Annotated in this window: 27 protein-coding genes and 1 tRNA gene; 25 read left to right on the top strand and 3 right to left on the bottom strand. The window is 41.4% G+C overall.

The features are described 5' to 3' along the window. Positions 1 to 31 precede the first annotated feature (31 nt). From QM911_RS05600 to pflA, 13 genes are all read left to right on the top strand, one after another. Complete coding sequence (locus QM911_RS05600; protein WP_414313367.1) at positions 32 to 808, top strand: TatD family hydrolase; 777 nt, start codon at positions 32 to 34, stop codon at positions 806 to 808. Continuing rightward, a complete protein-coding gene (gene rnmV / locus QM911_RS05595; RefSeq protein WP_414313366.1) occupies positions 805 to 1,368 on the top strand; it encodes a ribonuclease M5 in 564 nt (187 codons plus the stop codon). Before QM911_RS05600 ends, rnmV begins: the two co-directional genes overlap by 4 nt. Before the next feature lie 132 nt (positions 1,369 to 1,500). After that, on the top strand, positions 1,501 to 2,883 hold the full coding sequence (locus QM911_RS05590; RefSeq protein WP_414313365.1) for an SseB family protein: 1,383 nt from the start codon (positions 1,501 to 1,503) through the stop codon (positions 2,881 to 2,883). 116 nt (positions 2,884 to 2,999) lie between these two features. Then, positions 3,000 to 3,713 carry a dimethyladenosine transferase gene (locus tag QM911_RS05585; protein WP_414313364.1) on the top strand — a complete coding sequence of 238 codons (714 nt, stop codon included), beginning with the start codon at positions 3,000 to 3,002 and terminating at the stop codon, positions 3,711 to 3,713. A 19-nt stretch (positions 3,714 to 3,732) separates the two neighbouring features. Continuing rightward, positions 3,733 to 4,605, top strand: coding sequence for a 16S rRNA (adenine(1518)-N(6)/adenine(1519)-N(6))-dimethyltransferase RsmA (gene rsmA, locus QM911_RS05580; RefSeq protein WP_414313363.1), 873 nt, complete (start codon positions 3,733 to 3,735; stop codon positions 4,603 to 4,605). A gap of 1 nt (position 4,606) precedes the next feature. After that, the gene (rsgA, locus tag QM911_RS05575; protein ID WP_414313381.1) at positions 4,607 to 5,485 is read left to right on the top strand and encodes a ribosome small subunit-dependent GTPase A; all 879 of its coding nucleotides are present in this window, start codon (positions 4,607 to 4,609) and stop codon (positions 5,483 to 5,485) included. Positions 5,486 to 5,495: 10 nt separating this feature from the next. Next, complete coding sequence (gene rpe / locus QM911_RS05570; RefSeq protein ID WP_414313362.1) at positions 5,496 to 6,152, top strand: ribulose-phosphate 3-epimerase; 657 nt, start codon at positions 5,496 to 5,498, stop codon at positions 6,150 to 6,152. Further along, positions 6,115 to 6,777: a thiamine diphosphokinase gene (locus tag QM911_RS05565; protein WP_414313361.1), complete on the top strand. Its 663-nt coding sequence runs from the start codon at positions 6,115 to 6,117 to the stop codon at positions 6,775 to 6,777. The genes rpe and QM911_RS05565 overlap by 38 nt, the downstream gene beginning before the upstream one ends. Before the next feature lies 1 nt (position 6,778). After that, the gene (gene rmuC, locus QM911_RS05560) at positions 6,779 to 8,035 is read left to right on the top strand and encodes a DNA recombination protein RmuC (RefSeq protein ID WP_414313360.1); all 1,257 of its coding nucleotides are present in this window, start codon (positions 6,779 to 6,781) and stop codon (positions 8,033 to 8,035) included. Continuing rightward, a complete protein-coding gene (locus QM911_RS05555) occupies positions 8,025 to 8,966 on the top strand; it encodes a 3'-5' exoribonuclease YhaM family protein (RefSeq protein WP_000703215.1) in 942 nt (313 codons plus the stop codon). The genes rmuC and QM911_RS05555 overlap by 11 nt, the downstream gene beginning before the upstream one ends. 102 nt (positions 8,967 to 9,068) lie before the next feature. Continuing rightward, on the top strand, positions 9,069 to 9,893 hold the full coding sequence (gene purR, locus QM911_RS05550; RefSeq protein ID WP_049528290.1) for a pur operon repressor: 825 nt from the start codon (positions 9,069 to 9,071) through the stop codon (positions 9,891 to 9,893). A gap of 72 nt (positions 9,894 to 9,965) precedes the next feature. Then, positions 9,966 to 11,219 carry a diaminopimelate decarboxylase gene (locus QM911_RS05545; protein WP_414313359.1) on the top strand — a complete coding sequence of 418 codons (1,254 nt, stop codon included), beginning with the start codon at positions 9,966 to 9,968 and terminating at the stop codon, positions 11,217 to 11,219. 132 nt (positions 11,220 to 11,351) lie between these two features. Beyond that, a complete protein-coding gene (gene pflA / locus QM911_RS05540) occupies positions 11,352 to 12,146 on the top strand; it encodes a pyruvate formate-lyase-activating protein (protein ID WP_001287990.1) in 795 nt (264 codons plus the stop codon). Between the two features lie 74 nt (positions 12,147 to 12,220). Here pflA and yidC read toward each other — a convergent pair whose 3' ends face one another. Next, on the bottom strand, positions 12,221 to 13,147 hold the full coding sequence (gene yidC, locus QM911_RS05535; protein ID WP_414313358.1) for a membrane protein insertase YidC: 927 nt from the start codon (positions 13,145 to 13,147) through the stop codon (positions 12,221 to 12,223). Positions 13,148 to 13,224: 77 nt separating this feature from the next. Beyond that, positions 13,225 to 13,503 carry an acylphosphatase gene (locus QM911_RS05530; protein ID WP_049502928.1) on the bottom strand — a complete coding sequence of 93 codons (279 nt, stop codon included), beginning with the start codon at positions 13,501 to 13,503 and terminating at the stop codon, positions 13,225 to 13,227. Between the two features lie 33 nt (positions 13,504 to 13,536). Between QM911_RS05530 and QM911_RS05525 the strand changes: the two genes are divergently transcribed. From QM911_RS05525 to QM911_RS05470, 12 genes are all read left to right on the top strand, one after another. Further along, entirely contained in the window at positions 13,537 to 14,277 is a 741-nt protein-coding gene (locus tag QM911_RS05525; RefSeq protein ID WP_414313357.1) for a TrmH family RNA methyltransferase, read from the top strand. 53 nt (positions 14,278 to 14,330) lie between these two features. After that, entirely contained in the window at positions 14,331 to 15,014 is a 684-nt protein-coding gene (locus QM911_RS05520) for a Bax inhibitor-1 family protein (RefSeq protein ID WP_075228308.1), read from the top strand. A gap of 96 nt (positions 15,015 to 15,110) precedes the next feature. Then, positions 15,111 to 16,103, top strand: a complete 993-nt coding sequence (gene asnA / locus QM911_RS05515) for an aspartate--ammonia ligase (protein WP_414313356.1) — start codon at positions 15,111 to 15,113, stop codon at positions 16,101 to 16,103. A 59-nt stretch (positions 16,104 to 16,162) separates the two neighbouring features. Then, positions 16,163 to 16,702 carry a 16S rRNA (guanine(966)-N(2))-methyltransferase RsmD gene (gene rsmD / locus QM911_RS05510; RefSeq protein ID WP_414313355.1) on the top strand — a complete coding sequence of 180 codons (540 nt, stop codon included), beginning with the start codon at positions 16,163 to 16,165 and terminating at the stop codon, positions 16,700 to 16,702. Continuing rightward, positions 16,692 to 17,180, top strand: coding sequence for a pantetheine-phosphate adenylyltransferase (coaD, locus tag QM911_RS05505; RefSeq protein ID WP_414313354.1), 489 nt, complete (start codon positions 16,692 to 16,694; stop codon positions 17,178 to 17,180). The genes rsmD and coaD overlap by 11 nt, the downstream gene beginning before the upstream one ends. Continuing rightward, positions 17,164 to 18,201, top strand: a complete 1,038-nt coding sequence (locus QM911_RS05500) for a SepM family pheromone-processing serine protease (protein WP_414313353.1) — start codon at positions 17,164 to 17,166, stop codon at positions 18,199 to 18,201. Before coaD ends, QM911_RS05500 begins: the two co-directional genes overlap by 17 nt. 57 nt (positions 18,202 to 18,258) lie before the next feature. Then, positions 18,259 to 18,489, top strand: coding sequence for a DUF1146 family protein (locus tag QM911_RS05495; RefSeq protein WP_033587493.1), 231 nt, complete (start codon positions 18,259 to 18,261; stop codon positions 18,487 to 18,489). 24 nt (positions 18,490 to 18,513) lie between these two features. After that, positions 18,514 to 19,800, top strand: a complete 1,287-nt coding sequence (gene murA / locus QM911_RS05490) for a UDP-N-acetylglucosamine 1-carboxyvinyltransferase (protein ID WP_414313352.1) — start codon at positions 18,514 to 18,516, stop codon at positions 19,798 to 19,800. Next, positions 19,787 to 19,981 carry a DNA-directed RNA polymerase subunit beta gene (locus QM911_RS05485; protein WP_081478784.1) on the top strand — a complete coding sequence of 65 codons (195 nt, stop codon included), beginning with the start codon at positions 19,787 to 19,789 and terminating at the stop codon, positions 19,979 to 19,981. The genes murA and QM911_RS05485 overlap by 14 nt, the downstream gene beginning before the upstream one ends. A 43-nt stretch (positions 19,982 to 20,024) precedes the next feature. Then, entirely contained in the window at positions 20,025 to 20,147 is a 123-nt protein-coding gene (locus QM911_RS05480; protein ID WP_414313351.1) for a hypothetical protein, read from the top strand. Positions 20,148 to 20,187: 40 nt separating this feature from the next. After that, positions 20,188 to 21,018: a DNA/RNA non-specific endonuclease gene (locus QM911_RS05475; protein ID WP_414313350.1), complete on the top strand. Its 831-nt coding sequence runs from the start codon at positions 20,188 to 20,190 to the stop codon at positions 21,016 to 21,018. A gap of 252 nt (positions 21,019 to 21,270) precedes the next feature. Beyond that, complete coding sequence (locus tag QM911_RS05470; RefSeq protein ID WP_414313349.1) at positions 21,271 to 22,602, top strand: hemolysin family protein; 1,332 nt, start codon at positions 21,271 to 21,273, stop codon at positions 22,600 to 22,602. Between the two features lie 86 nt (positions 22,603 to 22,688). Here QM911_RS05470 and QM911_RS05465 read toward each other — a convergent pair. Continuing rightward, positions 22,689 to 22,759 (bottom strand) — tRNA-Cys (locus QM911_RS05465). Positions 22,760 to 22,975: the final 216 nt, after the last annotated feature.

The raw sequence follows: 22,975 nt of genomic DNA, 5'->3' as shown, positions 1-22,975 counted from the left end.
AATAGAAGGTAGAAAAAACGAGGGAATATACATGATTTTTGATACACATACCCACTTGAATGTGGAAGAATTTTCAGGAAGAGAAGCAGAAGAAATAGCCTTAGCAGCTGAAATGGGTGTGACTCGGATGAATATTGTTGGTTTTGACAAACCGACTATTGAGCGAGCCTTGGAGTTGGTAGATGAGTTTGATCAACTCTATGCGACGATTGGTTGGCATCCGACAGAAGCAGGGGCCTATACAAGGGAAGTTGAGAATTACTTACTGGAAAAACTAAAACATCCTAAAGTGGTTGCCTTGGGTGAGATTGGTTTAGACTATCACTGGATGACAGCTCCTAAAGAAGTGCAGGAGCAAGTTTTCCGTCGTCAGATTCAGCTATCTAAGGAACTGGACTTTCCTTTTGTGGTCCATACCCGTGATGCGCTAGAAGATACCTATGAGATTATTAAGAGTGAGGGAGTTGGTCCCCGTGGTGGCATTATGCATTCCTTCTCAGGTTCTCTGGAGTGGGCTGAGAAGTTTGTGGAACTGGGTATGACTATTTCCTTTTCTGGAGTGGTGACCTTTAAAAAAGCGACAGACATTCAGGAAGCTGCCAAAGAGTTACCTTTGGATAAGATTTTGGTAGAGACAGATGCGCCTTACTTGGCACCCGTTCCCAAGCGTGGTCGCGAAAACAAGACAGCTTACACGCGCTATGTAGTGGACTTTATTGCTGACTTACGTGGCATGACAACAGAAGAAATAGCTACTGCGACCAGTGCCAATGCAGAGCGAATCTTTGGATTGGAACATAAATCATGAAAGAGAAAATTTCCCAAGTCATCGTAGTCGAAGGGCGCGATGATACGGCCAATCTCAAACGTTACTTTGATGTGGAAACCTATGAGACTCGTGGTTCGGCTATCAATGAACAAGACCTTGAACGAATCCAACGTCTACACGAACGTCATGGGGTGATTGTCTTTACAGATCCTGACTTTAATGGGGAAAGAATCCGTCGGATGATTATGACAGCTATTCCGACAGTTCAACACGCCTTTCTCAAACGTGATGAGGCTGTTCCCAAATCTAAGTCCAAGGGACGTTCTCTGGGAATTGAACACGCCAGCTATGAAGACTTGAAGACAGCCTTGGCTCAGGTGACAGAGCAATTTGAAGTGGAAAGTGACTTTGATATTAACCGTAGTGACTTGATTCGATTAGGGTTTCTAGCTGGAGCAGACAGCCGAAAACGCAGAGAATATTTAGGAGAGAATCTTCGTATCGGTTATTCCAATGGGAAACAACTACTCAAGCGTTTGGAATTATTTGGCATCCGTTTAGCTGAAGTTGAAGATGCCATGAAATCTTATGAGGATTGAGAATCCGTCCCAAAATGTAGGGGGAATATGATACAATAGAAGTAATCATATACGGTTTAATCAGGCTTGATAGCAAGCATTAGAAAAGTGCTCCACGGGATTAGCCTTGTGTGGAGTTAATGAGGAAAAGTTATGGGAATCTTTGATTTTTTAAAAAAGACAGAAGCAACTGAGGCAAGTAAGGAAACGGTAGAAACGAAAGGCAATGCTTGCGTGGGTGTTTTAGATTTGTTCCCTATGAAGGAAACGAATCAATTATTGATTGTTGGAAGTTTAGAAGGTAGTATCAAGGTTGGAGATCAGTTGCAGTTTTGCAATCCCGACCAAGGAATGGACGCTCTTGGTACTGTAGAGGTTAAAAAACTCAGCAGTCAAAACAAAGATGCAGATAGTCTAACTGATGAAGTTCTTGCCCATCTAGTGGTTGATAGGATTCCTTCTTTGGATAAACTGAAAAAAGGAAGTGTGCTCTTTAGTTCAGGTGTTGATGAAGAGCAAAAATTATCTAGCTATTCAGATGCTCTTTATCGTGCATTTGTAGCCATCCAAGAGGGCCAGTTAACCAATGAGGATTATTTGGCAGCTAGTCTTGATGATAGCGTAGAGATTTTACGCCTCTTTTTATGGAAATGCCGTCAAAATCAGGAAACTGAAAGTGAAGAAAGCTATCAAGCCAATACTCGTAAGTTGGAACGTCTAGCGGAAATCGTCAAGGATAAGTTGTTGGCAGCAGATTCAGTTTATGCGGTTTATTCAGAAAAAACAGGGGAACCCTATCTTTTCTCAACAACCTATGACAGGGGAGAAGAGGGATACCTATGTACTGATCCTATGATCATGCTTTTGACGCCATCTTGGTATCGCCAATTTAAGGAAACCATTGATAGTCGACCAAACTCAGTCGTAAAACTGATTGAAAATACGGAAGATAAAAAAGGGATTGAAAATTTCCTTGGGACAGCCTTTTACTTAAATGGTGCCTTGGGAGCAATCTTTAATTCCAAGGAAGTTAGCATCAGTGCCTCGGCCTTGGTTCAAAAACCAGATTATTCTAATTTGCCAGAAATACAAGTTCCTGTAATGAATCCTGACTTAGTAAGATGGATGTTGTTGATGGGACAATTGGATAGCCCGACGACAGAAGATGAAGAAGTAATTTATAAGCTCTATTATAAGTTCTTTTCAGAAGCTATGCCGAAAGCTAAATTCCTAATTCCTCTAGATGCGGCTTCGGAATTTAAGGGCGATAGTCAGGAAGGAAATTCCTTCGTTTTAGAAAAAGATTCTAGTTTCAACATTCCAGTCAAAGAAGGAAAAGATGGCAGAAATTCTGTGCCGGTATTTACCGATTGGAAACGTCTGCGAATGGTCTTTGACGAAAAATGGAATGGCATGATTGAAGAAGCGGGAGGCATGATTGAAGTTTTTGACTATGCCATTAATCCAACGGAATACTATGAAGCGGGTGCCTATGTTAGTCTAACAGCTTTTAAAGAGATGCAAGAGCTCAGTTAGGAACTAGAAGGCAGAGCTAAAGATTAGAGAGTTTCTTAACATTGGGAAACTATATAGTTTTATCTACATCCTACTTGAACCACCAACCTTTTTCAAAGATTGTGAAAGGAAATGATATGGCAAATAGAAGTTATATTTACTTAAAAAACGAAGATGAAGCTCGTATTCTAACAGAGGGAATTTACACAATACCCTATTTTTGGCAATTGTTTTGGAATGAAGAAGATTTAAAAGCTCCGATAGCTCTCTGGGAAACAGCAGAAAAACTGGAAGAAGATGAAGAGCAAGCAGAAAGATTTTACCAAGAGCAGAATGTAGATATCTTGCTTTCTATTGAAAAATTCCAGCAGAATGTCCTCAAAAACCGATCTTTTTTAGAAGAGAATGCCCCGCAATCCGTGCAACTATATGATGCCTTTGTTCGTTATATTCTTGCAAACGTAAAAGCTGGTGATGTGCTCGGATTTGATCTTTTAGATGTTGTTTTTATGGACCAAGTGTCTGTTGTTTCTGATAAACTGTTAAAAAATATACGGGCTATTCGAGAAAATCAACCCAAAGATTTAGATTTTTCTTTGACAGAAGAGAACTTAATTGGTCTTGCTATGGGTTTTCCTGACTATTATGCTTCAGAATTATTGCCAGAAGACAATATTCTAGATTCGGTTGCCTATCAGGATGAACTGAAGAAAACGAACCCCCAAGAAGATAAGAAAGTGCTTGATATGACTGGATCTGATTCAAAAGGGAACAAGCCTCGTGTTCTTTTAGTGTTTTGGATTTTGTTGGCACTAGGAATTATGTGGGTTTTATATATTATTTTTAGCTAATAAATAGAAAAGAGAATAAATGAGAATTGCAGATTATAGCGTGACCAAGGCAGTGCTGGAGCGTCACGGCTTTACTTTTAAAAAGTCCTTCGGACAAAATTTCTTGACCGATACCAATATCCTTCAAAAAATTGTTGATACGGCTGAAATTGATGACCAGGTCAATGTCATCGAAATCGGGCCAGGGATTGGTGCCTTGACGGAGTTTTTGGCTGAGCGTGCAGCAGAAATCATGGCTTTTGAGATTGACCACCGCTTGGTACCAATCCTAGCGGATACCTTGCGGGATTTTGACAATGTGACCGTAGTCAACGAGGACATTCTAAAAGTTGACCTAGCGCAACATATCCAGAATTTCAAAAATCCTGACTTGCCAATCAAGGTAGTGGCAAACTTGCCTTACTATATCACGACACCTATTCTCATGCACTTGATTGAAAGTGGCATTCCTTTTAGTGAGTTTGTGGTCATGATGCAAAGAGAAGTGGCGGATCGTATCTCTGCTCAACCAAATACCAAGGCTTACGGTAGCTTGTCGATTGCAGTTCAGTATTACATGACCGCCAAGGTTGCTTTTATCGTACCTCGTACAGTCTTTGTGCCAGCACCAAATGTGGATTCAGCTATCTTAAAAATGGTACGTCGCCCAGAACCGGCTGTAGCAGTAAAAGATGAGAACTTCTTCTTTAAGGTTTCCAAGGCTAGTTTTACACATCGTCGTAAGACTTTGTGGAATAATCTGACAGGTTACTTTGGCAAAACTGATGAAATCAAGGATAAATTGACTAAGGCTTTGGACCAGGCGGGCTTGTCACCGAGTGTTCGTGGTGAAGCTCTTGGATTAGAAGAATTTGCCAGTCTAGCAGATGCGCTTAAAGGACAAGGACTCTAAGATGCAAGGACAAATCATTAAAGCTTTGGCCGGCTTCTACTATGTGGAAAGTGGTGGTCAGGTTTATCAAACACGGGCGCGTGGGAATTTCCGTAAAAAAGGTCACACGCCCTATGTTGGAGATTGGGTAGATTTTTCTGCGGAGGAAAATTCCGAAGGCTATATTCTCAAGATTCATGAACGAAAAAATAGTCTGGTTCGTCCACCCATTGTCAATATTGACCAAGCTGTGGTTATTATGTCTGTTAAAGAACCTGACTTTAATAGCAACTTGTTGGATCGCTTCTTGGTTCTTTTGGAGCACAAGGACATTCATCCTATCGTCTATATTTCTAAAATGGACTTGTTAGAGGATAGGGGAGAGCTGGATTTTTACGAGAAAACCTATGATGCTATTGGTTACGACTTTGTGACGAGTAAAGAAGAACTTTTACCCTTGTTGACAGGCAAGGTTACGGTCTTTATGGGGCAGACAGGTGTTGGAAAGTCAACTCTCCTCAATAAAATCGCACCAGATCTCAATCTTGAAACGGGAGAAATCTCAGACAGTCTGGGTCGCGGTCGTCACACCACCCGAGCGGTTAGTTTTTACAATCTCAATGGTGGGAAAATCGCAGATACACCAGGTTTTTCATCGCTGGATTATGAAGTATCGACGTCAGAAGACCTCAACCAGGCCTTTCCAGAGATTGCCTCTGTCAGCCGAGACTGCAAGTTCCGTACCTGTACTCATACCCATGAGCCATCTTGCGCAGTGAAACCAGCTGTCGAAGAAGGTATCATTGCTACCTTCCGTTTTGACAACTATCTACAATTCCTCAGTGAGATTGAAAATCGTAGAGAAACCTATAAAAAAGTCAGCAAAAAAATTCCAAAATAAGGAGAAACCTATGTCTCAATACAAGATTGCTCCGTCAATTCTGGCAGCAGATTATGCCAACTTTGAACGTGAAATCAAACGTCTAGAAGCAACTGGGGCAGAATATGCCCACATCGATATCATGGATGGTCACTTTGTACCCCAAATTAGTTTTGGTGCAGGTGTGGTCGAGGCTCTTCGTCCCCACAGCAAGATGGTCTTTGATTGCCACTTGATGGTATCAAATCCTGAACATCATTTAGAAGACTTTGCGCGTGCAGGTGCAGACATCATCAGCATCCATGTCGAGGCAACACCTCATATCCATGGTGCTCTTCAAAAAATCCGTTCTTTGGGAGTGAAGCCTTCTGTTGTCATTAATCCTGGTACACCTGTTGAGGCGATTAAGCATGTGCTACACTTAGTTGACCAAGTATTAGTCATGACAGTTAACCCTGGATTTGGTGGGCAAGCCTTTCTGCCAGAAACCATGGATAAGGTACGTGAATTGGCTGCCCTTCGTGAGGAAAAAGGATTGAATTTTGAAATTGAAGTGGATGGTGGGATTGATGATCAGACCATAGCTCAAGCCAAAGAAGCTGGCGCTACAGTCTTTGTAGCAGGGTCCTATGTCTTTAAGGGAGATGTCAATGAACGAGTGCAAGCTCTCAGAAAAGAACTGGACTAGAGTTGCAGTTTTTGCTGGTGGAGACCGTGGTCACTATCGAACAGCTTTTGATTGCTATGTCGGGGTGGATCGAGGCTCGCTCTGGGTATTGGAAGAAAAACTTCCTCTTGCTCTAGCAGTTGGGGATTTTGATTCTGTGACTGTAGAAGAACGTCAGTTGATTCAAAAACGTGCCCAGCAGTTTGTTCAAGCCCAACCAGAAAAAGACGATACCGATTTGGAATTAGCCCTTCTCACTGTTTTTGAAAAAAATCCGCAAGCTCAGGTGACTATTTTTGGTGCCCTAGGTGGTCGCATTGACCATATGTTAGCTAATGTCTTTCTACCCAGCAATCTTAAATTGGCGCCCTATATGCGTCAAATAGAGATTGAGGATGGGCAAAATTTGATTAGCTATTGCCCAGAAGGAATCAGTCGACTTGAACCACGTTCGGACTATGATTATTTGGCCTTTATGCCTGTGAGGGATAGTCGTTTGACAATACTCGGTGCCAAGTATGAACTGACAGAGGAGAATTTTTTCTTTAAGAAAGTTTACGCTTCTAACGAATATATAGATAGGGAAGTTTCGGTGACTTGCCCAGATGGCTATGTGGTCGTCTTGCATAGCAAAGATAGGAGGTAGGATGGAAAGTTTACTTGTTGTTTTATTAGTTGCTAATCTAGCCGGCCTCTTTCTTATTTGGCAAAGGCAGGACAAGCAGGAAAAATATCTGACCAAGAGCTTGGAGGACCAAGCAGATAATCTATCAGACCAGCTAGATTATCGATTTGAACAAGCTCGACAAGCTAGCCAGCTAGATCAAAAAAATCTAGAAGTAGCTGTTAGTGACCGTTTGCAGGAGGTGCGGATTGAATTGCACCAGGGTCTGACTCAGGTTCGACAGGAGATGAATGAGAACCTCCTCCAAACAAGAGATAAGACTGACCAACGCCTCCAAGCCTTGCAGGAGTCAAATGAGCAACGCTTGGAACAGATGCGCCAAACGGTCGAGGAAAAGCTAGAAAAGACCTTGCAGACACGCTTGCAGGCCTCTTTTGAGACAGTTTCCAAGCAACTAGAATCTGTCAATCGTGGCCTAGGTGAAATGCAAACTGTTGCGCGAGATGTCGGTGCGCTAAATAAAGTTCTTTCTGGAACTAAAACGCGAGGAATTCTAGGTGAATTACAACTGGGGCAGATTATTGAAGACATCATGACACCTGCCCAGTATGAACGAGAATTTGCAACGGTTGAAAATTCGAGTGAGCGAGTCGAGTACGCTATCAAGTTGCCTGGGCAAGGCGACCAAGAATATGTTTATCTACCGATTGACTCTAAGTTTCCATTGGCGGATTATTACCGTCTGGAAGAAGCCTATGAAGCAGGTGACAAGGACGAGATTGAGCGCTGTCGTAAGTCTCTCCTAGCAAGCGTCAAGCATTTTGCTAAGGATATTAAGAGTAAGTACCTGGCGCCACCTCGGACAACCAATTTTGGAGTCTTGTTTGTTCCGACAGAAGGTCTCTATTCGGAAATCGTTCGCAATCCGATTTTCTTTGATGATTTGAGACGGGAGGAGCAGATTATCGTTGCTGGACCAAGTACCTTGTCAGCCCTTCTCAATTCTCTATCAGTTGGTTTCAAGACTCTGAATATCCAAAAGAGTGCTGATCATATTAGCCAAACTCTAGCCAACGTCAAAACCGAATTTGGTAAGTTTGGTGGAATTCTGGTCAAGGCACAAAAACATCTCCAACATGCCTCTGGCAATATTGATGATTTATTAAACCGTCGTACTACAGCTATCGAGCGAACGCTTCGTCACATTGAGTTATCAGAAGGTGAGCCTGCGCTTGATTTGCTCCAATTCCAAGAAGATGAGGAAGAATATGAAGATTAGTCACATGAAGAAAGATGAGCTTTTTGAAGGCTTTTACCTGATCAAGTCAGCTGACCTGAGACAGACACGTGCTGGGAAAAACTACCTAGCCTTCACCTTCCAAGATGATAGTGGAGAAATCGAAGGGAAGCTCTGGGATGCTCAACCCCACAATGTTGAAACCTTTACAGCAGGGAAAGTAGTCCATATGCAAGGTCGTCGTGAAGTGTATAACAATACGCCTCAGGTTAATCAAATCACCCTTCGCTTACCACAACCTGGCGAACCAAATGACCCAGCGGACTTCAAGGTTAAATCTCCAGTAGATGCCAAAGAGATTCGTGAGTATATGGCGCAGATGATTTTTAAAATTGAAAATCCAATTTGGCAGCGAATTGTTCGAAATCTCTACACCAAGTATGACAAGGAATTCTACTCTTATCCAGCTGCTAAGACCAACCATCATGCCTTTGAAACAGGGCTTGCTTATCATACTGCTACTATGGTTCGTTTGGCAGAAGCAATTGCAGATATTTATCCTCAGCTCAATAAGAGCTTGCTCTACGCGGGGATTATGCTGCACGACCTTGCCAAGGTTATTGAGTTGACAGGTCCTGACCAGACAGAGTACACAGTAAGAGGAAACCTTATTGGTCATATCGCTCTGATTGATAGCGAGATTACCAAAGCAGTAATGGAGCTTGGCATTGATGACACCAGAGAAGAGGTTGTACTTCTTCGCCATGTCATTCTCAGTCATCATGGTCTCCTCGAGTATGGTAGTCCAGTTCGTCCTCGAGTGATGGAAGCAGAAATTATTCATATGATTGATAATTTGGATGCCAGCATGATGATGATGACAACAGCTCTGGCCCTTGTTGATGAGGGAGAAATGACCAATAAGGTCTTTGCTATGGACAATCGTTCCTTCTACAAGCCAAAATTAGACTAGAAACTAAAAAAATGAACTTTATTTAGGCAATAAAGTTCGTTTTTTTGCTTTAGTGTGATATAATGAGAAAAAGACTAAATAAAAAAGAATGGTAAAAATATAATGAAATTAAGAAGAAGTGATCGGATGGTTGTCATTTCCAATTACTTGATTAACAATCCATACAAATTAACCAGTCTCAACACCTTTGCGGAAAAGTATGAATCTGCCAAATCGTCTATTTCTGAAGATATCGTCATCATTAAACGTGCTTTCGAAGAAATTGAAATCGGTCATATTCAAACGGTGACAGGTGCTGGTGGTGGTGTTATTTTTACACCATCGATCTCTACCCTTGAGTCTAAAACGATTATCGAAGAGCTTCGTGATAAACTTTCAGAGAGTGACCGTATTCTTCCGGGTGGCTACATTTATTTATCTGACCTATTGAGCACTCCAGCTATTTTGAAAAATATCGGTCGCATTATTGCTAAGAGCTTTATGGATCAGAAGATTGATGCCGTTATGACTGTGGCTACTAAAGGGGTTCCGCTTGCAAATGCAGTAGCAAATGTTCTCAATGTTCCATTTGTCATTGTCCGTCGCGACTTGAAAATCACTGAAGGTTCAACTGTTAGTGTCAACTATGTTTCAGGTTCTAGTGATCGTATCGAAAAGATGTTCCTTTCAAAACGTAGCCTCAAAGCAGGAAGTCGTGTCTTGATCGTCGATGACTTCTTGAAGGGTGGAGGAACCATTAACGGGATGATTAGCCTCTTGTCTGAGTTTGATTCAGAGTTGGCTGGTGTAGCTGTCTTTGCTGATAATGCACAGGAAGACCGTGAACAACAGTTCGACTACAAGTCACTCTTGAGAGTCACAAATATTGATGTGAAGAACCAACAAATTGCTGTTGAAGTTGGAAATATCTTCGATACAGAAAAATAAGAATTGACTTGAAATACAAAGGTTGGAACTTTCGTCCCAGCCTTTCTTTGATAATGAATATGAAGGAGTTCTATGAAAACACCATTTATTAAACGTGATGCCTTAGAAAAGATTGTTGAGGAGTATCCAACTCCCTTTCACCTCTACGATGAAAAAGGAATTCGTGAGAAAGCACGCGCAGTAAACAAGGCTTTTTCTTGGAATAAGGGTTTTAAAGAATACTTCGCTATTAAAGCGACTCCAACCCCAGCTATCTTAAAGATTTTGCAAGAAGAAGGATGTGGAGTGGATTGTTCTAGTTATGTAGAGCTCTTGATGAGCCACAAGCTTGGGTTTGCAGGTTCAGATATGATGTTCTCATCTAACAATACTCCAGATAGGGAATATACTTATGCCAGTGAATTAGGTGCGACTATTAACTTGGATGCCTTTGAAGATATCGAGCATTTAGAGCGAGCTGCAGGAATTCCTGAGATTATCTCTTGCCGGTACAATCCTGGTGGCGTATTTGAACTGGGTACGGACATTATGGATAATCCTGGTGAAGCTAAGTTCGGGATGACTAAGGAACAGCTTTTTGAAGCCTTTGCAATCTTGAAAGAAAAGGGAGCTAAAACCTTTGGGATTCATTCCTTCCTAGCTTCCAATACAGTGACCCATCTCTACTATCCAGAATTAGCACGTCAGCTTTTTGAGTTAGCTGTTGAAATTAAAGAAAAATTAGGAATCTCACTTGATTTTATCAATCTTTCAGGTGGTATTGGAGTCAACTATCGTCCAGACCAGGAGCCTAATGACATTGCCTTGATTGGTGAGGGAGTTCGTCGGGTTTATGAAGAAGTCCTCACACCAGCAGGTCTTGGTCAGGTGAAGATTTTTACAGAGCTAGGACGCTTTATGTTGGCACCTCATGGAATTCTAGTCACAAAAGTAACTCATAAAAAGAAAACCTATCGTACTTATCTAGGAGTAGATGCGTCAGCTGTCAACCTTATGAGACCGGCTATGTATGGTGCTTATCACCACATCACCAATATGATGCATCCTGATGGTCAGACTGAAGTCGTTGATGTTGTTGGCTCTCTCTGTGAAAACAACGACAAGTTTGCAGTTAATCGTGAGCTACCTCAAACAGAAATTGGTGATTTGTTAGTTATTCATGATACAGGTGCGCATGGATTCTCTATGGGCTACCAGTACAACGCCAAACTTCGTTCGGCAGAAATTCTCTATACAGAGGATGGTGGAGCACGATTGATTCGCCGAGCAGAGCGACCAGAGGACTATTTTGCGACTCTCTATGGGTTTGGCTTTGACAAGGATTAGAAGATTTTTGAAAATCATGAAAGTTGAAAGTGAAAAACAGATTGTTTTCTAAAAAATAGGCAAAATCTGTGGTTTTTCTTTTCAGTCATGGTATAATAAAGACTATAAAACGTTTTCAAGGAAGGTAACGATATGTCTGAGGAAATAATTGACTATGGACAAGTGACAGGAATGGTGCATTCGACAGAGAGTTTTGGGGCGGTAGATGGTCCTGGGATTCGTTTTATTGTCTTTTTGCAAGGCTGTCAGATGCGTTGCCAATATTGCCATAACCCAGATACTTGGGCTATGGAAACCAATAAATCTCGCGTACGAACAGTAGATGATGTTCTAGAAGAAGCACTTCGTTATCGTGGCTTCTGGGGAGACAAGGGAGGTATTACAGTCAGCGGAGGAGAAGCCCTCTTGCAGATTGATTTCTTGATTGCACTCTTTACCAAGGCAAAAGAAAAAGGCATTCACTGTACCTTGGATACTTGTGCCCTTCCATTCCGTAACAAACCACGCTATCTAGAGAAATTCAACAAGCTCATGGCTGTAACAGACTTGGTTCTCCTTGACATCAAGGAAATCAACGAAGCGCAGCACAAGATTGTGACCAGTCAAACCAACAAAAACATCTTGGCCTGTGCTCAATACTTGTCAGAAATCGGTAAACCTGTATGGATTCGTCACGTGTTAGTGCCAGGATTGACAGACCGCGATGAAGATTTGATTGAACTCGGTAAGTTTGTAAAAACTCTTAAAAACGTTGATAAGTTTGAGATTTTGCCTTACCACACTATGGGAGAGTTCAAATGGCGTGAACTTGGGATTCCATATTCACTTGAAGGAGTTAAACCTCCAACAGCAGATCGCGTCAAGAATGCTAAGGAATTGATGGATACAGAAAGCTATCAAGATTACATGAAACGTGTACATGGATAAAAATAAGCCTGATGGGAACATCGGGCTTTTATAATGCAAAAAAGACTTAGCTATCTAGCTAAGCCTTTTATTTTTTATCTAGAATGTTGTTTTCCAGCATTGCGTTTTTTGTTTTTCTTCTTGTTAGAAGTTGTGATAGCTGTTGCTAATTCAGGTGTGACATCTTTACGAGCAGCTGAAGATTTACCTGCTTTTGGTGGGTTCTTTGCCAGTTCTTCACGTACTTTTTTACGAAGTTTTGGACGAATAATGTAGTTGACGATGAATTGTTGAAGGATCATCATGAAACCACCGACAACCCAGTAAAGCGTAACGCTGGCTGGTGAGAAGATAGAGAACATGACAATCATGAGTGGACTCATGTAAATCATCTTCTTGAGTTGTTCTCTTTGAGTCTCGTCTTCAACTCCGTGTAGTGAAAGGAGTGATTGGACGTAGTAGAGAACACCTGCGCAGGCGATAAGAATCCAACTTGGTGAGCCTAGAGGAATTCCTAGGTAGCTTGCTTGGGCGACTCCTTCAGTATGTTGGGCAGCAAAGTAGATAGCAGAGAAGAAAGGCATTTGAATGAGGATAGGGAAACATCCCACGCCGCCAAACATGCTGATGCCGTGCTCTTTTTGAGCAGCAAAGAGAGCTTGTTGAGCTTCTAGTTTTTCTTCTTGAGTTGTTGCTTCTTTCAGGCGAGTCTGATGTGGTTCAAGGACGTGCTTGAGAGCATTCATCTTTTCAGAGTGAAGCGTTGCCTTCCATGATTGGTAGATACCAAGTGGGAGGATAATCAAGCGAACGATAATGGTTACGATGATGATCCCAACACCGAAACCGAGGCCTTGATCATTGGCGAAGTATTTGATAGCTTCTCCCATTGGAGCACCCAAGAAATCCCAAACGGGACCAGTTGGGAGTCCTGTTGATTTATCAACCTGGACACAACCTGTTAAGACTAATAGCATAGCCACTCCCATAGCCGAGAGAGCGATTCGTTTAATTGATTTCACTGTTTTTATTCCTTCTTTAAAAATTATACCTTTCTATTCTACTGTTTTTTTGGGAAATATACAATAGTTCTAGAGACCTAATTTGCGACTTTGAAGTCTGAATAAGATGGAAAGTTACTCATTTGCACATCTAGGTAGGTTACTTTAGAGAAAGGTGTAGGACCTTTTCGGATTTCTTGGATAAACTTAGCCATAATGGCAGAAGACTCTGCCTGGGCCAGAATCTCAACGGTTCCGTCATCGTTATTCCAGACACGACCCGTAATGCCACCTAGTTCTAGAGCTAGGGTATAGACACCCCAGCGGAAGCCCACTCCTTGGACGCGACCTTGGGCGATCATTTTAACCTTTTGCATACCAAACCTCCTTGATTGTGTTATAATATTTCTATGACTATTATAACCTCTAAAGCCAATTCTGTGGTGAAAAATGCCAAAAAATTACATCAAAAAAAATATCGAAAAACCTCTTACTTGATTGAGGGTTGGCACTTGTTTGAAGAAGCTGTTCAAGCTGGTGCAAAGATTGAGAAAATTTTTGCCCTTGCAGAGTATGGAGATAAACTGGTAGACTATCCTCAAACTGTTTTTGTAACCGAAGAAATTCTGCTTGATTTAGCAGATTCGCAAACGCCTCAGGGCATTGTTGCTATTGTTCAAAAGGAAGAGGAGCAGTTGCCGGATTTGACTTCAGGGAAATACCTTTTCTTAGAAGATGTGCAAGATCCTGGAAATGTGGGGACCATGATTCGGACGGCAGATGCAGCAGGTTTTTCAGGAGTCATTGTTTCAAGCAAGTCAGCAGATATTTATAGCTTGAAGACTCTCCGATCCATGCAGGGCAGCCATTTTCATTTACCGATTTATCGGATGCCTGTTGAAACATTTGTAGAAGAGGCAAAAAAGGGCAATTTACCAATTCTGGCAACTACCTTGTCTCAAAATTCTAAAGATTATCGTGAGCTTGTTCAGCTAGAAGATTTTGCCTTGGTCATGGGGAATGAAGGTCAAGGAATCAGTCCATTCATGACAGACCAGGCAGATCAATTGGTCCACATCAGCATGAAAGGGCAAGCGGAAAGTCTCAACGTTGCCATTGCTGCAGGCATACTCATGTTTTATTTGAGTTAAAATAGTTTATTTTTGTTATAATCAGTAAAAAGATTTCATAAGGAGAAAAAGATATGAATCAAACAATTATTCAAGAACGTTCTGGCTTGAATCAATTTTATGCAAAAGTCTATGCTTTTGTAGGGATTGGGATCGCCTTATCTGCACTTGTTTCAGCCTTAATGTTAACAACCTTCCAAGACCTTCTTGTTCAGTTGATGCTTAACGCCCGCATATGGCTAATCGTGACAGGAGTAGTTGAAGTTGCTCTTGTCATTGCAGCCAGTAATATGGCTTATAAAAATAGCCCAGCAGCTCTTCCGATGTTTCTCATCTATTCAGTAGTGAACGGTTTTTCACTGAGTTTCATCGTGTCGCTCTATCTACCAGGAACGGTTCTAACGGCCTTTATTTCCAGCGCAGCTCTCTTCTTTGTCATGGCTATTATTGGAGTTGTGATTAAAAAGGACTTGAGTGGTATCGGACGTGCTTTGATTGGAGCCTTGGTAGGTCTCATCTTGGCTATGATTGTTAATGTATTCTTAAACAGTGGTCTATTCGATTACATTATCAGTATTGTCATGGTTCTTGTTTTTGCAGGTTTGATTGCTTGGGATAACCAAAAGATTCGCTATGTTTATGAAGAATCAAATGGTCAAGTCGCTACAGGTTGGGCAATTTCATTGGCACTTAGTCTCTACCTCGACTTTATCAACCTCTTCCTCAGCTTCTTGCGTATCTTTGGAAGTGACGATTAATACTTTTAGAGCTCAAATGAGCTCTTTTTTTAATTTTTACTTTTATTTTTACTGGCAAAAGGGTATAATCATCTTATTATTCAAAAGGAGAGATGTATGAAGAAAAGTTTTATCCATCAACAGGAAGAAATTTCCTTTGTAAAAAATACCTTTACCCAGTATTTGAAAGATAAATTAGAAGTTGTAGAAGTGCAAGGACCAATATTGAGTAAGGTTGGGGATGGGATGCAGGATAACCTTTCAGGGATTGAACATCCAGTTTCTGTTAAGGTTTTGCAAATCCCAGATGAAACCTATGAAGTGGTTCATTCCCTTGCTAAGTGGAAACGCCATACCTTGGCTCGTTTTGGTTTTGGCGAGGGTGAAGGCCTCTTTGTTCACATGAAGGCCCTTCGTCCAGATGAAGATTCGCTAGATGCAACTCACTCAGTCTATGTGGACCAGTGGGACTGGGAAAAAGTTATTCCAAACGGACAGCGCAATCTAGCCTATCTCAAAGAAACAGTCGAAAAGATTTATAAGGCTATTCGTTTGACAGAGTTAGCAGTAGAAGCACGCTATGATATTGAGTCAATTCTACCTAAACAAATTACCTTTATCCATACTGAAGAGTTGGTGGAACGCTACCCAGACTTGACACCAAAAGAACGTGAAAATGCTATCTGTAAGGAATTTGGTGCTGTTTTCTTGATTGGTATCGGTGGAGAATTGCCAGATGGAAAACCTCATGACGGACGTGCACCAGACTATGATGACTGGACAACTGAGTCTGAAAATGGCTATCATGGCTTGAATGGGGACATCCTTGTTTGGAATGATAATTTGGGTGCAGCCTTTGAATTGTCTTCAATGGGCATTCGTGTCGATGAAGATACCCTCCGTCGCCAAGTAGCTATTACAGGAGATGAAGACCGCCTTTCTTTGGAGTGGCACAAAGCTCTCTTAAACGGCCTCTTCCCATTGACAATTGGTGGAGGAATTGGCCAATCTCGTATGGCTATGTTCCTGCTTCGTAAGAAGCATATCGGTGAAGTCCAAACCAGTGTTTGGCCTCAAGAAGTGAGAGATACTTACGAAAATATTCTTTAATCAATCGAACCGAGAGGTTCGATTTTCTTATTTCATCAGAATTTGGTATAATATACCTTATGAAAATCGTATCAGGAATCTACGGAGGACGTCCTTTAAAGACCTTGGACGGGAAAACAACGAGGCCGACATCGGACAAGGTCCGAGGAGCTATTTTCAATATGATTGGTCCCTACTTTGAAGGAGGGCGCGTGCTAGATCTCTATGCTGGTAGTGGGGGGTTATCCATTGAAGCAGTTTCAAGAGGGATGTCGAGCGCTGTCCTAGTTGAGAAGGATCGCCGAGCACAGAATATTGTGGCAGAAAATATCCGGATGACCAAGGAAACCTCAAAGTTTCAATTATTGAAAATGGAGTCCAGTCGTGCGTTGGAGCAGGTGGATGGCGTTTTTGATCTCATCTTTTTGGACCCTCCCTATGCAAAGGAACAAATCGTGTCTGATATTGAAAAAATGGCAGAGCGAGATCTTTTTTCAAAAGATGTCATGGTGGTTTGTGAAACCGATAAATCAGTAGAACTTCCAGAAGAGATTGCCTGTTTGGGCATCTGGAAGGAAAAAATATATGGAATTAGTAAGGTGACGGTTTATGTCAGATAAGATTGGGCTATTTACAGGTTCCTTTGATCCGATGACCAATGGACATTTGGATCTCATTGAGCGTGCAAGTAAGCTCTTTGATCAATTGTATGTAGGAATTTTTTATAATCCTCATAAAACAGGATTTTTGCCGATAGAAAGTCGGATAAAGACTGTTAAAAAAGCAGTGGCACATCTAAAAAATGTTCAGGTTATATCTTCTCATGATGAATTAGTAGTTGATGTTGCTAGAAAACTAGGTGTAGAGGTTTTGGTGCGTGGATTGCGTAATGCAACAGATCTTCAGTATGAAGCCAGTTTTGATTTTTACAACCATCAACTAGCAGGAGAAATGGAGACAATCTATCTCCACAGTCGCCCAGAGCATGTATACATCAGCTCTTCGGCTGTGAGAGAACTATTGAAATTTGGTCAAGATATCAGTGGGTATGTACCAAATGCTGTCCTAGAGGAGTTAAACAATGAAGAAAAAAACTAGATGGCCCTTATATCTCATTATTGGGCTCATTATCACTTTTATCGCTTTTACAGTGCCCCTGCCTTATTATATCGAGGTGCCAGGAACGTCTGAAGATATTCGAAAGGTCTTACAAGTTAATAACCAACCTGACCAAGAGGAAGGTTCCTACCAATTTGTGACGGTTGGAGTTAAGCACGCTAGACTGGTTGACTTAGTCTATGCTTGGCTAACACCTTTTACGGACATACATAGTGCCAAAGAGATGACTGGTGGTTCATCAGATGCGGAATTTATGCGAATCAACCAGTTTTATATGGAAACTTCGCAAAACATGGCCAAATATCAAGGTTTGAAGACGGCTGGTAAGGAAATAGAGCTCAAATATCTGGGTGTCTATGTTTTGACTGTAACAGATAACTCGACTTTCAAAGGGGTTCTTAATATTGCTGACACCGTAACAGCTGTCAATGATAAGACTTTTGAGAGTTCCAAGGAGATGGTTGACTACGTTAATTCTCAAACTCTAGGTGATCAGGTTAAGGTTACTTATGAGGAGGATGGAAAAGTCAAAACTGCTGAAGGAAAGATCATTACTCTGGAAAATGGGAAGAATGGTATCGGAATCGGTTTGATTGACCGCACAGAAGTATCTAGTGATGTACCAATCAAGTTTTCAACTGCTGGCATTGGTGGTCCTAGTGCTGGGATGATGTTTAGTTTATCCATCTACACGCAAATTGCAGACCCTACTCTTCGAAATGGACGGATTATTGCGGGTACCGGAAGCATCGATAGAGATGGTAACGTAGGTGACATTGGCGGAATTGATAAAAAAGTGGTTGCCGCAGCTAAAAAGGGAGCTACTGTATTCTTTGCTCCTAATAATCCAGTAACTGAAGAAGCTAAAAAGGCCAATCCAAATGCCAAGAGTAATTATGACACAGCTCTAGAAGCGGCTGAAATGATTAAAACAGACATGAAAATCGTTCCAGTCAAAACGTTTCAGGATGCAATTGACTACTTGAAAAACAACCCCTAAAATACGGTGTAAGTTCATAGACTAGCGTAGAAAAAGAGAAGATGGTATAATAGGCAAATGATTCAATTGTTTTTTACCCTTAGTAGTCATATGTTTTTTGTCTACCTAGTCTTTCAGCTCTTGAAAGATTTGGTCAAATGGGATCAAATTTTGAAGGTGACTAAGGACAATGCGAGGAAGGTACGACTTTTGGTAGTATTGTGTAGTATCGGTTTGGGATATCTGATTAGTTCTTTTTTCCTAAATCTCTACCAATTATGGCAAGAAGCAGTACGGACATTATTCTAAACTTGGAAGTAAAGGAAAATAGTTATGGAAAAAATTGTAGTTCGAGGCGGCGATAATCGCCTTGTCGGAAGTGTAGCCATTGAGGGTGCGAAAAATGCAGTTTTGCCACTGCTTGCAGCAACTATTTTAGCAAGTGAAGGAAAAACGGTCTTAAAAAATGTTCCTATTTTATCGGATGTTTTTACCATGAATCAGGTGGTTCGTGGATTAAATGCGAAAGTAGACTTTGATCAAGAAGCACATGTTGTTGAAGTTGATGCAACCGGTGATATCACAGAAGAAGCTCCCTATAAGTATGTCAGCAAGATGCGTGCTTCTATTGTAGTATTGGGGCCAATCTTGGCTCGTGTAGGACATGCTAAAGTTTCTATGCCAGGTGGTTGTACTATCGGTAGTCGCCCTATCGACCTTCACCTAAAGGGACTCGAAGCGATGGGGGCTCAAATTACTCAAACGGCAGGATATATCGAAGCTAAGGCAGAACGCTTGCACGGAGCTCACATTTACATGGACTTCCCAAGTGTAGGTGCTACTCAAAACTTGATGATGGCAGCAACTCTTGCTAACGGCGTTACAGTCATTGAAAATGCTGCGCGTGAACCTGAGATTGTCGACTTGGCTGTTCTCCTAAATAAAATGGGTGCCAAGGTCAAAGGTGCAGGAACAGAAACTGTGACGATTACTGGTGTTGAGCAACTACATGGTGCAACCCACAATGTTGTACAAGACCGTATTGAAGCAGGGACCTTCATGGTAGCAGCTGCCATTACAGGTGGAGATGTCTTGATTCAAGATGCCATCTGGGAACACAATCGTCCCTTGATTGCTAAATTATTGGAAATGGGTGTTGAAGTCATCGATGAGGACGAAGGAATTCGTATTCGTTCTCAACGTGAAAAGTTAAAGGCTGTCCACGTTAAGACACTTTCACATCCAGGATTTCCGACAGACATGCAAGCACAGTTCACGGCTCTAATGACCGTTGCTCAAGGTGAGTCAACCATGGTAGAGACTGTATTTGAGAATCGTTTCCAACATTTAGAGGAAATGCGTCGTATGGGCTTGCACTCTGAAATCATCCGTGATACAGCCCGTATCGTCGGAGGACAGCCTCTCCAAGGGGCAGAAGTTCTATCGACAGACTTACGTGCCAGTGCAGCCTTGATTTTGACAGGCTTGGTAGCTGAAGGCGAAACAGTTGTAGGAAAGCTTGTCCATTTAGATAGAGGTTACTACCGTTTTCATGAAAAATTAGCCCAGTTAGGAGCTAAGATTGAACGGGTAAGTGTGGAAGCTGATGAAGATGAATAAACGATCCAAATATGTCTTACGTCGCTTTGTCCTAGTAATTGTAGTATTACTACTAGGATTCTTAGCTCTTGCTATTGGTTTGATGATTGGCTATGGTATTCTAGGAAAAGGTCAAGATCCTTGGGCTATTTTAGCGCCAGCAAAATGGCAAGAACTCATCGCAAAATTTACAGGAAAATAGGCTGGGAGACCAGTCTTTTTCTAGGAAGTGAATGTAATACTCAATGAAAATCAAAGAGCAAACTAGGAAGCTAGCCGCAGGCTGCTCAAAACACAGTTTTGAGGTTGTGGATAGAACTGACGAAGTCAGCTCAAAGCACTGCTTTGAGGTTGCAGATGGACGCTGACGTGGTTTGAAGAGATTTTCGAAGAGTACAAGGAGAAAATATGAATAAAAAAACAAGGCAGGCCCTAATTGGCCTCTTGCTCTTTTTGCTCTTGTCAGCAGGAAGCTACTATATTAAACAAATGCAGTCTTCCAACACTGCACCACAAACACAAGTAAAACAAAAATCACAGTCGTCTGATACTCCAAGTCAAGAACTGGCTGAAAGTGTCCTAACAGATTCAGTTAAAAAACAAATTAAGGGTACTCTAGAGTGGAATGGCGCAGGAGCCTTTATCGTCAATAACAATAAAACCAATCTGGATGCTAAGGTTTCAAGCAAACCCTATGCGGATAACAAGACAAAAACGGTAGGAGGAGAGACAGTTCCCACAGTAGCGAATGCAATCATGTCAAAAGCAACAAGGCAGTACAAGGACCGTGAAGAAACTGGCAATGGTTCAACATCTTGGACGCCTGCGGGTTGGCATCAGGTTAAGAACCTAAAAGGAAGCTATAACCATGCGGTCGATAGAGGACACTTGTTAGGCTATGCCTTGATAGGTGGCTTAGATGGCTTCGATGCTTCTACCAGCAATCCTAAAAATATTGCCGTACAGACAGCTTGGGCCAACCAAGCGCGTGCAGAAGATTCCACAGGCCAAAACTACTATGAAAGTCTGGTTCGAAAAGTCCTAGATCAAAACAAACGAGTGCGTTACCGTGTGACGTTGCTCTATGCGTCTGAGGAAGACTTGGTGCCGTCCGCATCGCAGATTGAAGCTAAATCCTCTGACGGAGAATTGGAGTTTAATGTCGTGATTCCAAATGTCCAAAAGGGAATTCAGTTAGATTACCGAACAGGTGAGGTCACAGTCACAAAAAATAACTAATTGATCAAGAGGTTGAGGGAAAATCCCAACCTCGTTTTTTATTAGTCATGAACTGTTGACACGATTGCTTTTTTTTTGCTCTTCTGATTTTAAAGAGCTTTTTTGAAGATTCACAAGGCTGGAACTAGGGCGTCGGGACTTGGATTGCGGCTCTCTATTCAGCGACCCTTTATCATAGAAATTGAAAATTAATGTGTAGAAATTGGAAAATATGGTATAATAGTTTCAATTATACTTTTTAGGAGAAGGAAAATGGAAGACCCGAGCAGTCAGGATTTGTTACTGCAATTTGTTTTATTAGTTGTTTTGACCTTTTTAAATGCCTTTTTCTCTGCAACAGAAATGGCCATGGTTTCACTTAGTCGTTCACGTGTTGAGCAAAAAGCTGAGGAGGGGGATAAACGCTATATCCGTTTACTAAAGGTACTTGAAAACCCGAATCACTTTTTATCAACCATTCAAGTTGGTATCACCTTAATTACGATCTTGTCAGGGGCTAAACTAGCAGATTCACTTGGAGAGTTGATCGCCTCTTGGATGGGAAATAGCGAAACTGCCTATGCGGTAGCTAGCTTCTTATCATTAGCTTTCTTGACCTATATTTCTATTGTTTTTGGTGAGCTTTATCCTAAGCGAATTGCTCTAAATCTTAAGGATGCCTTGGCTATCCGAACAGTACCGTTTATTATTGCTCTTGGTAAGATTGTGAGTCCCTTCGTTTGGATGCTCTCAGCATCAACTAATCTCTTGAGTCAATTGACACCGATGACATTTGACGATGCAGATGAAAAAATGACTCGTGATGAGATTGAGTACATGTTGTCTAAGAGTGAAGAAACCTTGGATGCTGATGAAATTGAAATGTTACAAGGGATTTTCTCGCTAGACGAGCTCATGGCACGTGAAGTCATGGTTCCTCGAACCGATGCTTTCATGGTAGATATTCAAGATGACACTCAGACCATTATCCAAAGTATCTTAAAACAGAACTTTTCTCGGATTCCTGTTTATGATGGAGATAAGGACAATGTTATTGGATTGATTCATACTAAGAGTCTTCTTAAAGAAGCCTTTGCCAGCGGTTTTGACAATATTGTCTGGAAGCGAATCTTACAAGATCCACTCTTTGTACCTGAGACCATTTTTGTGGATGATTTATTAAAAGAGTTTAGAAATACCCAAAGACAGATGGCTATCCTACTGGATGAGTATGGAGGTATGGCTGGTTTGGTAACACTTGAGGATCTTCTTGAAGAGATTGTCGGTGAAATTGATGATGAAACTGACCGAGCTGAAGTCTATGTTCATACAATTGGTGAAGATACCTATATCGTCCAAGGAACAATGAATTTAAATGACTTCAATGACTACTTTGATGTTGAACTTGAAAGTGATGATGTAGATACGATCGCTGGTTACTATTTGACTGGCGTGGGAACTATTCCAACATCAGAAAAACTTAGCTATGAGTTAGAAAGTAGCAATAAGCATATCACTCTAACCAATGATAAGGTCAAAAATGGACGTGTAACCAAGCTTAAGGTTCAAATCCAAGAACTTGAATCAGAAGAAGAAACAGAATAAAACAAAAGCTTTATCAGAGTAGAACTGATAAAGCTTTTCTAATAGTGAAAAAGAAAAGACTCCTGTGGGAGTCTTCGATAATATAGAGGCGGTAGACGGATTTGAACCGACGATCAAGCTTTTGCAGAGCCGTGCCTTACCACTTGGCTATACCGCCTTAACTTTTATTATTATACCCTTTAAATTAAATCTCGTCAATAGTTTCTTTTCTGAAAATGTAAGTTTTCCTGCTTATCAGATGGTATGGCTAAATTCCCAAACTAACTTCCATCGCCAATAAAAGTGGAAGTTAGTCTGATAAAAATCGTAAAAACCAGTGGAAATCCGTGTCAGGGTAAGTTCCACTGGTTTTACTAATGTTTGATTTCATCAT

The sequence above is a fragment of the Streptococcus infantis genome, from assembly GCF_047460825.1.
GTDB classification, from domain to species: Bacteria; Bacillota; Bacilli; order Lactobacillales; family Streptococcaceae; genus Streptococcus; species Streptococcus infantis_V.
Note: the sequence above shows the minus strand (reverse complement) of the source record. Positions and strands in the feature narration are given on the sequence as shown.